This window comes from Micromonospora sp. LOL_023 (assembly GCF_048060115.1).
Taxonomy (GTDB): domain Bacteria; phylum Actinomycetota; class Actinomycetes; order Mycobacteriales; family Micromonosporaceae; genus Micromonospora_E.
In genome coordinates, this window is sequence record NZ_JBHMIM010000007.1 from 63,160 (window position 1) to 76,376 (window position 13,217).

General features: G+C 70.3%; 15 protein-coding genes. 9 read left to right on the forward strand and 6 right to left on the reverse strand.

Features of this window, described 5'->3' with window-relative positions; genetic code table 11:
* Window positions 1–22: 22 nt before the first annotated feature.
* Together ACFHVL_RS05815 and ACFHVL_RS05820 are read left to right on the forward strand one after the other, a co-directional pair.
* Entirely contained in the window at window positions 23–313 is a 291-nt protein-coding gene (locus ACFHVL_RS05815) for a F0F1 ATP synthase subunit epsilon (RefSeq protein ID WP_416626030.1), read from the forward strand.
* A gap of 11 nt (window positions 314–324) precedes the next feature.
* Window positions 325–762: a DUF2550 domain-containing protein gene (locus tag ACFHVL_RS05820; protein ID WP_416626031.1), complete on the forward strand. Its 438-nt coding sequence runs from the start codon at window positions 325–327 to the stop codon at window positions 760–762.
* Between the two features lie 31 nt (window positions 763–793).
* Here the strand turns inward: ACFHVL_RS05820 and ACFHVL_RS05825 are convergent, their stop codons facing one another.
* Together ACFHVL_RS05825 and ACFHVL_RS05830 are read right to left on the reverse strand one after the other, a co-directional pair.
* A complete protein-coding gene (locus ACFHVL_RS05825; protein WP_416626032.1) occupies window positions 794–1,183 on the reverse strand; it encodes a VOC family protein in 390 nt (129 codons plus the stop codon).
* A 15-nt stretch (window positions 1,184–1,198) separates the two neighbouring features.
* Window positions 1,199–1,771, reverse strand: coding sequence for a cob(I)yrinic acid a,c-diamide adenosyltransferase (locus tag ACFHVL_RS05830; protein WP_416626033.1), 573 nt, complete (start codon window positions 1,769–1,771; stop codon window positions 1,199–1,201).
* A gap of 115 nt (window positions 1,772–1,886) precedes the next feature.
* Here ACFHVL_RS05830 and murA point away from each other — a divergent pair, with 115 nt between their 5' ends.
* From murA to ACFHVL_RS05845, 3 genes are all read left to right on the forward strand, one after another.
* A complete protein-coding gene (murA, locus tag ACFHVL_RS05835; protein ID WP_416626104.1) occupies window positions 1,887–3,269 on the forward strand; it encodes a UDP-N-acetylglucosamine 1-carboxyvinyltransferase in 1,383 nt (460 codons plus the stop codon).
* A gap of 143 nt (window positions 3,270–3,412) precedes the next feature.
* Window positions 3,413–4,261: a 3-hydroxyacyl-CoA dehydrogenase family protein gene (locus ACFHVL_RS05840; RefSeq protein ID WP_416626034.1), complete on the forward strand. Its 849-nt coding sequence runs from the start codon at window positions 3,413–3,415 to the stop codon at window positions 4,259–4,261.
* 276 nt (window positions 4,262–4,537) lie between these two features.
* Entirely contained in the window at window positions 4,538–4,900 is a 363-nt protein-coding gene (locus ACFHVL_RS05845; RefSeq protein WP_416626035.1) for a hypothetical protein, read from the forward strand.
* Between the two features lie 233 nt (window positions 4,901–5,133).
* Here the strand turns inward: ACFHVL_RS05845 and ACFHVL_RS05850 are convergent, their stop codons facing one another.
* Together ACFHVL_RS05850 and ACFHVL_RS05855 are read right to left on the reverse strand one after the other, a co-directional pair.
* Window positions 5,134–6,777, reverse strand: a complete 1,644-nt coding sequence (locus tag ACFHVL_RS05850) for a sensor histidine kinase (protein WP_416626036.1) — start codon at window positions 6,775–6,777, stop codon at window positions 5,134–5,136.
* Window positions 6,774–7,463 carry a response regulator transcription factor gene (locus ACFHVL_RS05855; protein WP_416626037.1) on the reverse strand — a complete coding sequence of 230 codons (690 nt, stop codon included), beginning with the start codon at window positions 7,461–7,463 and terminating at the stop codon, window positions 6,774–6,776. The genes ACFHVL_RS05850 and ACFHVL_RS05855 overlap by 4 nt, the downstream gene beginning before the upstream one ends.
* A 293-nt stretch (window positions 7,464–7,756) precedes the next feature.
* Between ACFHVL_RS05855 and ACFHVL_RS05860 the strand changes: the two genes are divergently transcribed.
* From ACFHVL_RS05860 to ACFHVL_RS05875, 4 genes are read left to right on the forward strand one after another with little or no spacing between them, the layout of a single operon-like run.
* Window positions 7,757–8,323, forward strand: a complete 567-nt coding sequence (locus ACFHVL_RS05860) for a hypothetical protein (RefSeq protein WP_416626038.1) — start codon at window positions 7,757–7,759, stop codon at window positions 8,321–8,323.
* 46 nt (window positions 8,324–8,369) lie between these two features.
* Complete coding sequence (locus ACFHVL_RS05865; RefSeq protein WP_416626039.1) at window positions 8,370–9,470, forward strand: peptidoglycan-binding protein; 1,101 nt, start codon at window positions 8,370–8,372, stop codon at window positions 9,468–9,470.
* Between the two features lie 5 nt (window positions 9,471–9,475).
* The gene (locus tag ACFHVL_RS05870; protein ID WP_416626105.1) at window positions 9,476–10,153 is read left to right on the forward strand and encodes an ABC transporter ATP-binding protein; all 678 of its coding nucleotides are present in this window, start codon (window positions 9,476–9,478) and stop codon (window positions 10,151–10,153) included.
* Window positions 10,150–11,343 (forward strand): ABC transporter permease, encoded by a 1,194-nt coding sequence (locus tag ACFHVL_RS05875; RefSeq protein ID WP_416626040.1) that lies wholly within the window; start codon window positions 10,150–10,152, stop codon window positions 11,341–11,343. Before ACFHVL_RS05870 ends, ACFHVL_RS05875 begins: the two co-directional genes overlap by 4 nt.
* Window positions 11,344–11,421: 78 nt before the next feature.
* Here the strand turns inward: ACFHVL_RS05875 and ACFHVL_RS05880 are convergent, their stop codons facing one another.
* Window positions 11,422–12,306 carry an ABC transporter permease gene (locus ACFHVL_RS05880; RefSeq protein ID WP_416626041.1) on the reverse strand — a complete coding sequence of 295 codons (885 nt, stop codon included), beginning with the start codon at window positions 12,304–12,306 and terminating at the stop codon, window positions 11,422–11,424.
* Window positions 12,303–13,163 (reverse strand): ABC transporter ATP-binding protein, encoded by an 861-nt coding sequence (locus tag ACFHVL_RS05885; protein ID WP_416626042.1) that lies wholly within the window; start codon window positions 13,161–13,163, stop codon window positions 12,303–12,305. Before ACFHVL_RS05885 ends, ACFHVL_RS05880 begins: the two co-directional genes overlap by 4 nt.
* Window positions 13,164–13,217: the final 54 nt, after the last annotated feature.

Consider the following 13,217-nt stretch of genomic DNA (forward strand, 5'->3'; position numbering starts at 1 on the left):
CTCGCCACCAAAGGAGACAGCGTTGGCCAAGCAACTGCACGTCGAACTCGTCGCCGTCGAGCAGATGGTCTGGTCCGGCGAGGCCGAAATGGTGACCGCCCGGACGACCGAAGGTGAGCTCGGCGTACTGCCGGGCCACGCGCCCATGCTCGGCCAGCTCGCCGAGCCGGGCCAGGTGCGGATCACCCTGCCGGATCGGGAACAGATCGCCTACGACGTCGCCGGCGGTTTCCTCTCAGTGACCAGCCACGGCGTGACGATCCTCGCCGAGGAGGCCACTCCGGCCGCTCCCGCCACCGTTTCCGGCCACTGAGCGGGCCGCCGATGTCGACCATCGAATGGTTCGGGATCGGCGCCATTGCCCTGCTCACCGCGATCCTGGTGTTGATCATCCGGCGTGCCCTGATGGCCCGGGTGAGTGGCACCATCAAGCTCAACTTCCGGGTCTCGACCATGATGGACGGGCGTGGCTGGTCTGCGGGGTTCGGGCGATTCGTCGGCGATGAGCTCCGCTGGTACCGGATGTTCAGCTTCGCCCTGCGGCCCAAGCGGGTGCTCTCCCGCCGGGGCCTGGCGGTGGAGAGCCGCCGCAGCCCACGCGGGCAGGAGCGGTTCTCCCTGCCGCACGACTGGGTGATCCTGCGGTGCACCAGCCATCACGCACCGGTGGAGATCGCGATGGCCGAGTCGACTGTCACCGGCTTCAGCTCCTGGCTGGAGGCCGGTCTGCCGGGCGAGGACTCGCGCAGCCTGGCGGCCTAGGCTCGCCTCACCCTGGCGAGACAGCCCCGTCTCATCCTGGTGCGACGAGTTCGACCTCATAGCCGTAGCCGTCAATCAGGTAGCCGGCGTAGGTGTCCGGCCCGCCGGCGTACGGATGCCGCTCGGCGAACAACAGCGACCACCCGTGGCCCGGCGCTGCCGCGACCAGTTCGTCCACCCGTTGCCGGGACCCGGCGTGAAACGCCAGGTGGTTGAGGCCTGGCGCGCACCGGTCGTGCCGCTCGGCGGTGAGCGCCGGTGACTGCTCGACCACCAGGTACGTCTCGCCGTAGCGCCAGGACCGGCCGGCCGGCCAGCGCTGGTACGGCTGCCAGCCGAGTTCACCCAGCAGCCAGGACCAGCCCGGTTCAGCCCCGGCCAGATCGGGTACCCAGACCTCGACGTGATGCAGACCGGGCATCGTCGGGTGTCCTGGTCAGCGTCCGCCGCCGGGCACCCAGAGCACGTCGCCGCCCGGGTTCGCGGTTCTCGCCAGGATGAACAGCAAATCTGAGAGACGATTGAGATACTTTGCCGGAAGGGTGCTGGTTCGTTCAGGTTCGCGATTGATCAGCGCCCACGCCGCGCGCTCAGCCCGCCGGGCGACGGTGCGTGCCACGTGTAGCAGCGCGGCGCCAGAGGTGCCGCCAGGCAGGACGAAGGAGTCGAGCTTGGCCAGCCGCGAGTTGTACTCGTCGCACCACCCCTCCAGCCGGGTGACATACGCCTCGGTCACCCGCAGCGGCGGGTACGCCGGCTCCGGCTCGATGGGATTCGACAGATCGGCGCCGACGTCGAACAGGTCGTTCTGGATCTGCCCCAGCACGCTACTCAGGCTCTCGTCGAGCCCGCCGAGCGCGATCGCCACCCCGATGGCGGCGTTGCACTCGTCGACGTCGGCGTACGCGCAGATCCGTGGGTCGGTCTTGGCGACCTCTTCGTTGTTGCTCAGCCTGGTCGTGCCGGTGTCGCCGGCCTTGGTGTAGATGCGGGTGAGGTGGACGGCCATGAGTGACAGGGTACGGATTCTCGGCCGCACCGGCGGTGCCGGTGTCGAGGCCGACCTGGGTTTGTCAGCGGCGGCGGACGTGGGCCGCCCGGCTACCGCCGACGAAGCAGACCGCTTGGCCGCCGCCGTGGCGCGTCCCTCGGTCACCGACGCGGTGGCCGGGGAGCCGGCGCTGGTACCCCCGCCGACGGCCGGGGACGTCATCCGGGTGACCGGCGGGGCTCGGCTGGCCGGCACGGTGCCGGTCGAGGGCGCCAAGAACTCGGCGCTGAAACTGATGGCGGCGGCACTGCTGGCCCCCGGCCGGTCCGTGATCAGCAACGTGCCCCGGATCACCGACATCGCGATCATGGCCGAGGTGCTGCGCGGGCTCGGCTGCCAGGTCACCATCTGCGAACCGGACGCGACCGGGCCGGGGCACCTGGTGGCCGGCTCGCCACGGGCCAGTACCGTCGTCATCGACGTTCCGCCGGTGCCCGGCTGCGAACCCGACTACGAGTTGGTCCGCCGACTGCGGGCGTCGATCTGCGTACTCGGGCCGCTGCTGGCCCGCTGCGGGCGGGTCCGGGTGGCCCATCCCGGCGGCGACGCGATCGGCTCGCGCGGACTCGACATGCACGTCGGTGGGTTGGCCCGGATGGGCGCGGACATCACCGGTGAGGAGGGTCTCGTCGTCGCGTCGGCGTCCCGTGGGCTGCACGGCGCCACCATCTGGCTGGACTTTCCGAGCGTCGGCGCCACCGAGAACCTCGTCATGGCGGCGGTGCTGGCCGACGGGGTGACCGAGATCGACAACGCCGCCCGCGAACCGGAGATCGTCGACATCTGCGCCATGCTGACCGGGATGGGTGCCCAGATCGACGGCGCTGGCACCGCCACGTTGCGCATCGAAGGCGTGCCGGAGCTACGGCCGGTCGAGCACGCGACCATCGGTGACCGCATCGTCGGCGGGACCTGGGCCTTCGCCGCCGCGATGACCTGCGGCGACGTCACTGTACGCGGGGTCGATCCGTCGTTCCTGGAGGTCGCCCTGGACAAGGTGGCGACCGCCGGGGCCACCGTCGAGGCGAGCGGCGACGGCTTCCGGGTACGGATGGGCCGCCGTCCGCGAGCCGTGGACGTCGTCACGTTGCCGTTTCCCGGGTTCGCCACCGATCTGTTGCCGATGGCGATCGGGCTGGCGGCGGTCAGCGAGGGCGCGTCCCTGGTGACCGAGAACATCTTCGACGGGCGGTTCATGTTCGTCGAGGAGTTGCTCCGGCTCGGCGCCGACATCAGGACCGACGGCCACCACGCAGTGGTACGCGGCAGAGAACGGCTGGTCGGCGCGCCGGTGCGGGCCACGGACATCCGGGCCGGTGCCGGGCTGGTGATCGCCGGGCTCTGCGCCGACGGGGTAACCGAGATCGCCGACGTACACCACATCGACCGCGGCTACCCGAACTACGTGGCCGACCTGTGCTCGCTCGGCGTGCAGGTGGAGCGGTGCGGCGGATGACCTACGGGCCGGTGCGGTGGGTGACCTACGACACCGTCAAATTGGTGCGCCGGAGTTGCCCGGCCGCTGGGGTTACCGATCGTTAAGTCCCGCACGTTAGAGTGCTAGCCACTGGTTGCGCCCGCGTGGACGAGGAGATGCAGATGGCTGGTCGGCTGGCAGTGATCGGGGCCGGGTTGATGGGATCGGGCATCGCCCAGGTCGCCGCCCAGGCAGGCTGGCAGGTCACCCTGCGCGACCTCGACGACGCCGCCACCGCCCGGGGCGTGGACGGCATCCGGCGGTCGCTGGAGCGGTTCGCCGGCAAGGGGGCCATCAGCACCGACGACGTCGAGTCGGCGATGGGCCGGATCACCACCACCACCGATCTGGCGGCGGCCGGCGACGCGGACATCGTCGTCGAGGCGGTCTTCGAGCGGATCGAGATCAAACACGAGGTGTTCCGGGCGCTGGACAAGATCTGCAAGGCGGACGCCGTCCTGGCCACCAACACCTCAGCGATCCCGGTGACCCAGATCGCCGCCGTCACCGAACGCCCCGAGTCGGTGGTCGGCACGCACTTCTTCTCCCCGGTGCCGATGATGAAGCTCTGCGAGCTGGTACGCGGCTACAAGACCTCCGATGCGACACTGGCCACCGCGAAGGCGTTCGCCGAGGAGATCGGTAAGACCTGCGTGGTCGTCAACCGGGACATCGCCGGCTTCGTCACCACCCGGCTGATCTCCGCGCTCGTCGTCGAGGCGGTCAAGCTCGTCGAGTCCGGCGTGGTCTCCGCCGAGGACCTCGACACCGCCTGCAAGCTGGGCTTCGGGCACGCGATGGGTCCGCTGGCGACCGTCGACCTGACCGGCGCGGACGTGCTGCTGAACGCGTCGAAGAACATCTACGCGGACACCGCCGACGAGAAGTTCTTCCCGCCGGAGCTGTTGCAGCGCATGGTCACCGCCGGCGACCTGGGCCGCAAGACCGGTCAGGGTTTCTACAGCTACTGACCCGGTGATCCCACTCAGCTGGACATGGTTCCCCGGCTTTCGGCACGCGACCCCGTGCGGGCTGATGTCGGTCGGGGGAAGTTTCCATGATCGTTGCAGGGAAAGGGATCCAGTCCTTGATCATATTAGGACTGTCCTTTTTTGCTCCCACCGCTGAGGGAGAGTGCGGTGAGTGTTCGGCACCCGACAACTCGGTTGGCTCGAGGCATGAGCGTCGATACCTTGTGCTCAAGAGAGCGATGACGTTCGCTCTGTTGGCTATCCGAGGAGGAAGGTATGCGTAGAGCAACACGGGGGGCGCTCGGGGTGGTCGCGCTGGCGGTGACAGCCCTGGTCGCACCGGTCGCGACCAGCAGTGCCGCGCTGGCCCACGCACCCTGCGGCAGGACCGTCAGCGACCGCGACAGCAGCAGCTGGCCGACGGGTGCGGACGCCGTCCGGCACCGCAGCGGCTCCAGCACGTCGTGCGACATCAACGGCATCGCCTACTCGTCGCACCGGCTGGACTACCACTGCTACACGGTGGGCAACGACGGGTACACCTGGACGTACGTCCGCAACGACGCGACCGGCGTGCAGGGGTGGACCCGCGACGACCTGCTGCCCGGCTACGGGAGCTTCGTCTACTGCGGATTCTGATCCCGCCGAAGTCGGCACGACGACACTGATCCGGCGTTGAGTCCGGCTCACGATCGCGCGGCGCGGCACGGGCTCGACACTGGTGGCGGCACGACCATGTCGTACAGGGGTCGAATCGATCGCACCTGGCCATGCGGAACTTGTACGGATGCGTCAGCTCGCCATGACCGGATCATCGAACATCGGGCGGCCCGTCGGTGCACCGACGGGCCGTCTGCCGCACCCGGCCCGACTCACCGTCGGACCGGCGCGGCGGCGGGCAGGACGAGCGTGACTGTGGTGCCGACAGCCGGCTCGCTCGCCGCCGTGATCGCGCCGCCGTGATTGGTGACGATCTGCCGGGCGATCGCGAGCCCGAGTCCGCTGCCGCCGGAGGCCCGACCCCGCGCGTGATCCGCCCGCCAGAACCGGTCGAAGATGTGTGGCAGGTCCTGCGGCGAGATCCCGGTCCCGGTGTCGGTGACACTCACCCGACCGCCGTCCGGCTCGGGGCGCACGGTCAGGGTGACCGATCCACCAGGCTGCGTCGCCGCCACGGCGTTGCGGATCAGGTTGCCCAGCACCTGCCGGAGTCGGTCGGGGTCGCCTGTCACGTGCACCGGCCCTGTGGCGTCGACGCGCAGCGTCAGGCCGGCCGCCTCGGTGTGCGCCGCCTGGCTGACCCGGCAGGTCTCCGCGAGCTCTGCCAGGTCGACCTGCGTGAGGTGCAGGGCCATCGCTCCGGCCTCGGCCATGGCAAGGTCCTGCAGGTCGTCGACGATGCGTTGCTGCAGCAGCGCCTCCTCGTGCAGCGAGGCGATCAGCTCGGGGCTGGCCGGCAGCACGCCGTCCTTGACCGCCTCCAGGTACCCGCGCAAGTTCGCCAGGGGGGTACGAAGCTCGTGAGCCACGTCGGCGATCATCCGCCGCTGCCGATCCTCGCTGCGTTGCAGGGATTCGGCCATGTGGTTGAACGTGCGGCCCAGCTCGGCGAGTTCGTCGTTGCCCCGTACCGGTACCCGTTCGTCGAGCCTGCCCACTCCCAGGTGCCGTGCTGCCTGGGTCAGCGCGGCGATGGGGCGTAGCACCCGGCGGCTCAGCAACAGCGCGCTGAGTACCGCCGCAGCCGCCACGACCGCCGCGGTCAGCGAAACGGAGCCTCTGGGCAGCGTCGGCGGTTCCTCGTCCTGCGCGCCGACGTACACCTGCACCGGCTGCGGTGCGAACGCTGCGGTCTGGGCGACGAAGACCCGTTGCAGGCACTCGGACCGGCGATCGGCGGTCATGGCGACACAAGGGCGCACCAGCGTCACCATGTGCGCTCCCGTCGTGTCGGGTGGCGGTCGGACCGTGCTCTGGCAGTTCCGCGCCGCCGGGTGGTCCGGATCCGTCGCGACGGGCACCGGGACCCCCTGGCTCGACTCCCCGGTCGTGACAGCGATTCCGGCGGCGGTCAGACAGGCGAGGTCACGCAGCGCCTTTTCGTACTGCACCGTCACCGCGGTCATCGTCTTCGCCAGTCCCTCAGTGGTCGCGTCCGCCGGTAGCCGGATGACCGGCCGAGGGTCCACGAGGGTGGGCGGGCCGGCGGTGGGACGGGCCGGCCGCCCGGCCAGCACGTCGGAGTCGGCCAGAACTCCACCGGTGTCGCTCGCCACCCGGATCCGTTCGCCGGTGGCCGCAGAGAGCTCGCTCACCCGTGTCGCCACGCCGTCCCAGGAGCCGAGGCCGCCGTACTCGGTGAGGCCCGCCGTGATCAGGGCCAACTCGTCCTGGTCGGCCGTGACCGTCGCGGTGAACTCCCGCGAGGCCTGCCGCAAGGTCAGCCATCCCGTGGCCACGGTGGCGGTGACGGCGATGAGCATGGTCATCAGCAGCACCCGCAGCCGAAAGCTCATCCCGGCTGCTCCGGCATGCGGTAGCCACGGCCGTACACCGTCTGTACGTACACCGGCTCCGCCGGATCGTCCTCGATCTTGCGCCGCAGGTTCATCACGTGCGCGTCGACGGTCCGCTCCACGATGTACCGGTCGAAGCCGAACGCCCTGTCGATGATCTGCGCGCGGGTGAACACCCGGCCCGGTTGCGCGGCCAGCGCCCGCAGAATGCCGAACTCCTTGGGGGTCAGCGACACCAGCTCGCCCCGGACCCGGACCTCGAACCGCGCCGCGTCGATGATCAGATCGCCGACGGCGAAGACCTCCGGGTCGGCGGCATCACGCCCCGTACGGCGCAGCAGCACCCGCACCCGGGCCGCCAGTTGCCGTGGGCTGTACGGCTTCGTGACGTAGTCGTCGGCACCCAGATCGAGACCAAGGAGGATGTCCTCCTCGGTGCTCCGCGCGGTCAGCAGCATGATCGGTACGTCGGACTCGCCCCGCAGGATCCGACAGACGTCGAGACCATCCACGGTGGGCATCATGACGTCCAGGATGATCAGATCGGGCCTGTTGCCGCGGCACCGGTCGAGCGCGGTCTGGCCGTCGGTGACCACCTGCACGCTGTGGCCCTCGCGTTCGAGATAGACGCGCAGCAGATCCGACTGCTTCCGGTCGTCCTCCGCGATCAGTATCCGCGCGGCCACAGTCTCCCCTCTCAGTGTGCTGGCGGCGCTGCGCGGCGTCCATGCGCGAAGCGGACAGTTCTCACGGATGGTCGGGCGCAGGCGTCGATCAGTGGCGGGTCGTCCGTCCGCGACCGCCCACCCGCCATCATCGCCCGCCGGGCCGTCCGCGACCGCCCCGCAACACCCGCGGCACCGTACGCCGTCGGATCCGTATGGTCATCACACAGCTTCTTGACGGAATCTTCATAGCTCACGCCATAGCCTGACGCTGCTTCGTCACAGTCGTGGGACCGATTCAGGGAGAGGCTATCGTGCCGGTTTCGACAGCAGTACATGCGACGCTCGGCGCGGCGGCGTTGGTGTTCGCCCTCGCCGGTTGCGGCACGGACGCGGGGGAGCCGACGGTCGCCTCTGCGGGCGGTACCCCCACAGTCGTCACCAGCGGCGACGCGGTGACCGCGTACGTGGAGGACGTGCGCAGGTACGTCGCCTGCCTGCGCGAGGCGGGTGTGGAGGTCACCGACCCGGACGCCCGGGGGAAGTTCGAGTACGGCGGTGACGCTCGGGCGATGAAGAGCGACCCCACGTTCCTCGAGGCGCAGACCGCATGCGCCGATCTTCTCCCGGCGATGCCGGAAGGGCTGGAGGAGAAACCGGTCCTGACCTCTGAGGAGATCGAGGCGAAGCGCAGCTACGCGCGATGCATGCGGGAGAACCGGGTGAGCGACTTTCCCGATCCGGGACCGGACGGGCACTGGCCGGACGTCAACGACGGCCAGCCGGCCTGGGACCAGAACGACCCCGTGGTCAAGCGGGCTGAGACGGCGTGCGGTCCGATCATCGGGGCACCCGCCAGCCCGGGGCCGGGTGTTGGCTGACCCGGGGCGATCCGATCGGGCATGGTGAGAGGGAGATGCAGTGAGCGTGCCGCAGGATTCAAGCGTCGGTAGGCGACACCGCCAACGCCGGCTCCGGGCACTGGCGGTCTCAGGCGCGGGGGCACTGGTCCTGGTGGTGGCGGCCACCGCCACCGTCGGGTTGGGCACCGGCCGGTCCGAGGAACCGACCGTCGACCCCCGCGCCTATCAGACCGTCGCGGTCACCCGTGGCGATCTGGTGGAGTACCGGGTGCTCGACGGCGAGGTGGGGTACGGCGTACCCGTGCCGGTGCGCTGCGAGCTGACCGGCACTGTCACCTGGATCGCGCCGGGTGGGACCGTCGTGGGGCGCGGAAAGGAACTGCTGCGGGTCGACGATGAGCCGGTGGTCCTGCTGTACGGGCAACTGCCGATGTTCCGTCCACTCGCCGAGGCGACGACAGGCCGCGACGTCGAGCAGTTCGAGCGCAACCTGCGGGAGCTCGGCTACACCGGGTTCACCGTCGACGACACGTACACCGATGCCACGGCCCAGGCGGTGCGGCGCTGGCAGGACGACCTTGGCAGGGACGAGACCGGGCGGGTCGAGCTGGGTGAGGTGTTGTACGCGCCAGCCGAGGTGCGGATCGCCAGCCACTCGCTGCGGGTCGGCGCGCCCGTTCCCGCGGACGTGTTGACCTGGACCGGCACGACCCGCGTGATCACTACTGAGGTGGAGCCCGCCGACGCGGGCTGGGCCACGCCCGGAGCGGAGGTCACGGTCACCCTGCTGGACGGGCAGAGCATGCCCGCCTCGGTGGCCCGGGCCGGGGATGTAACGTCCGGGGCCGGCCCGGTGGGCGATGCGGCAGCGGGCGACGCCGCCGCCCGGCATTCGGTCACGGTGACCGTCCCGGACCACGAACTGCTGGTGGCCGTGGACGCCGGCACCGTCGAGGTGCGGCGGGTCGTCCGGGAACGCCGGGACGTGCTGACCGTGCCGGTCAGCGCGCTGCTCGCCCTCGCCGAAGGCGGGTACGGACTGGAAGTCGTCGATGGCGAGTCCGTCGAGATCGTCGTCGTCGAGGCGGGCATGTTCGCCGACGGGCGGGTCGAGGTGGCTGGCACCGGCGTCGCCGCCGGGATGACCGTACGGATTCCGCAGTGACCCCGGTGGCGCGGCTCGAAGGGGTCACCCGGACCTACCCCGGCGGGGTGACCGCGATCGAGGGGGTCGACCTCACCATCGCCGCCGGGGAACTGGTCGGCATCGTGGGCCCGTCAGGGTCCGGCAAGTCGACCATGTTGCACCTGCTCGGCACACTCGACCGTCCCTCTGCCGGGACAATCCGCATCAACGGGCACGACGTGGCGCGACTGTCCGACCGTGCGTTGTCGGCGCTGCGGGCCACCACGATCGGGTTCGTCTTCCAGCAGTTCCACCTCGCCACCGGCACACCGGTGCTGGACAACGTCGCCGACGGACTGCTCTACTCCGGCGTACCGTTGCTGCACCGACGGCGCAGAGCTGAGGCGGCACTCGTCCGGGTGGGGCTGGGACACCGGCTCGAGCACCTGCCGCACGAGCTGTCCGGCGGCGAGCGCCAACGAGTGGCGATCGCCCGCGCGGTCGTCGGCGAGCCGGCGCTGCTGCTCGCCGACGAGCCGACCGGAAATCTCGATTCGGCGTCCGGGGGCAGTGTGCTCGACCTGCTCAGAGAACTACACGGGGCGGGAACAACCGTCGTGGTGATCACACACGATCACGACATCGCGGCGCAGTTGCCACGCCGGGTCGAACTGCTCGACGGACACGTCGTGCGCGACAGCGTTCTGGAGGTGCAGCGGTGAGTGCCCCGCCCCGGACTCGCCGACTGCCGTTGGCGGACATCGTGCGGCTCGGTGCGGTCGGCCTGCGGTCGCGGCCGCTGCGGGTCTTCCTCTCGGCGCTGGGCATCGCCATCGGCATCGGCGCGATGGTCGCCGTGGTCGGCATCTCCACGTCCAGTCGCGCCGAGCTCGACCGCACGCTGGACAAGCTCGGCACGAACCTGTTGACTGTCAGCCCTGGCCGTACCGTCGCCGGCGACGACGCCAAGCTACCCAGGGATGCCACCCTCATGATCGGGCGGATCGGGCCGGTGCAGTCCGCCGCCGCCACCGGGCAGGTCGATGCGTACGTCTACCGCAACGAGTTCGTGCCGGTGGGGCAGACTAGCAGTGTCGAGGTGCTGGCCGCCGACCAGGACCTGCCGGCCACGATCGGGGCTACGGTGTACGCCGGGTCCTGGCTGACCCCGGCCACCGGCAGGTATCCGGCGGTGGTGTTGGGCCACCAGGCCGCGGCACGTCTCGACCTGGCGACGCCGGGCCTGCGGGTGTGGCTCGGGCAGCGGTGGTTCTCCGTGGTGGGTGTCCTCGGCCCAGTGCCGCTCGCACCGGAGCTGGACAGTGCCGCGTTGGTCGGTTGGCAGGCCGCTGAGACGTACCTCGGCTTCGATGGCCATCCCACCACCGTCTACGCGCGTGCGGTGGAAAGCCAGGTCGCCGCCGTACGGATGGTCCTCGGTCGCACGGCGAACCCGGCGGCACCCAACGAGGTGGCCGTCTCGCGGCCCTCGGACGCGCTGGTAGCCAAGCAGGCGACAGACGACGCGCTGACCGCCTTGCTGCTCGGGCTCGGCGCGGTCGCGCTCCTGGTCGGCGGTGTCGGCGTGGCGAATACGATGGTCATCTCGGTGATCGAGCGGCGTACCGAGATCGGGTTGCGCAGGTCGTTGGGCGCCACTCGGGGGCACATCCGGGTGCAGTTCCTCGCCGAGTCGCTGATCCTCTCGGCGATCGGTGGGGGTGGGGGGATCCTGCTCGGTGTGGTCGCCACCGGCGGGTATGCGCTGACGCAGGGGTGGCCGACCGTCGTACCGCCGTGGGCCACCGCCGGAGGCCTGGGCGTCACGCTGGTGATCGGGGCGCTGGCTGGGCTCTACCCTGCGCTGCGAGCCAGCCGGATGGCACCGGCACAGGCGCTCGCCGGAGCATGACCGGCGGATCGTGCGACGACACCGCGCCGAAGCTCGGCGGGCGGGCGGGTCGGCCCGAGGCTTGGGCGCGGTGTGTGCTCAGCCGTCGCGTCTGGTGGTCCAGCGGAAGGTCGTCATGCACAGCACCAGGCCGATGACGCACCAGATGGCGAGGACCAGCGCCACCCTGCCGAGCTCGAAGGAGCCGCCCGGCTCCTGGGTGCCGAAAGCCTCCGGCAGGAAGACCGAGCGCAGCCCCTGGCACATCCACTTGAGCGGGAAGAGCGCGGCGATCTGCTGCATCCAGCCGGGCAGGGCGGTGAAGACGAAGAAGACGCCGGAGGTGAACTGCAGCACCAGCGAGATCGGGGTGGCGACCGCCGACGCGCTGCGCCCGCTCCTCGCCAGCGACGAGAAGGCGATGCCGCAGAGCGTGCAGGCGGTGATGCCGAGCACCGACACCCAGGCCAGGGTGAACCACTTGAACGCCGTGTCCGGAAGTTGCAGGTCGAACAGCAGGGTCGCCATAGCCAGCAGGAGCACCGTTTCGGCGAAGCCGATCACCGCCACCATGATGACCTTGCCGGCGAAGTAGACCCACTTCGGCATCGGGGTGCCGCGCAGCCGCTTGAGCACACCCCGGTCCCGCTCGATCGGGATCTGGATGGCGAGGCTCTGGAAGCCGACGGTCATCAGCCCGGTGGCGATCATGCCGGTGATGAAGTACTGGGTGAACCGGACGCCGTCGGCGATCTCCCCGGTGAAGATCGACGCGAAGATCAGGATCATCAGGACCGGGAAGGCCATCGTGAAGACGACCGACTCGCGACTGCGCATGAACTGCTTGATCTCCAGCCGGCCCTGCCGCAGCCCGAGCCGCGCCGGACCGATTCGGCGGGCGGCCGGCACCGGGGCGCCTGGAACGGCGGTGCCGGCGCCCGCAGCAGTGGCAGCGTCCGCGGCGCCGCCGGTGGTCATGTTCATTTGTGTCCGATCATTCGCAGGTAGATGTCTTCGAGTGAAGGCCGGGTGACGGCCAGTCCGGGGACCTCGCCGTCGAAGCGCGCGGCCAGGTCGGCGACCAGTGCCGTCGGCGTCGCGCTCTCCTCGTGCCGCGTCGTTCCATCGGTGGTACGCCAGGAGACGGTGGCCAGCGCGTCGCGCCGCCCGCCCAGCTCAGCCGGCGGGGCGACCTCGACGAGCCGGCCGGCGGCGATCACCCCGACCCGGTCGGCGAGGGCTTCCGCCTCGTCAAGGTAGTGGGTGGTCAGCAGGATCGTGGTGCCGGCGGCAGCCAGCGCCCGGATCAGTTCCCAGAACTCGCGGCGGGCCTCGGGGTCGAAGCCGGTGGTGGGTTCGTCGAGGAAGAGCAGCTTGGGGCGGCCGACGATGCCCAGCGCCACGTCGAGGCGGCGCTTCTGCCCGCCGGAGAGCGTGTGGGTGCGGGCCCGTGCCTTGTCGGTCAGTCCGACCTGGTCGATCACCGCCGCCGGGTCGTCCGGAGCCGGGTAGAAGGCGGCGAAGTGGTCGACGACCTCGGTGACGGTCAACTCGTCGAACTCGCCGGTGCCCTGCAGCACGATCCCGACCTGGGAGCGCCAGTGCGGCGTACCCGGGTCGGGGTCGACGCCGAGCACTCGGACCTCGCCGGCGTCGCGGCGGCGGTAGCCCTCCAGGATCTCCACGGTGGTGGTCTTGCCGGCACCGTTCGGGCCGAGCAGGGCGAAGACCTCGCCACGGTGCACGGTGAGGTCGACCCCGTCCACCGCGACGTTGTCCCGGTACGCCTTGCGCAGTCCGCGTACCTCGATCGCTGGCGCGGCTGTCGCCTCGTCGGTCATCAGAGTCCTTCCGTGGATGCTCCGGCCGTCAGACCGGAGAGGAAACGAAACCCG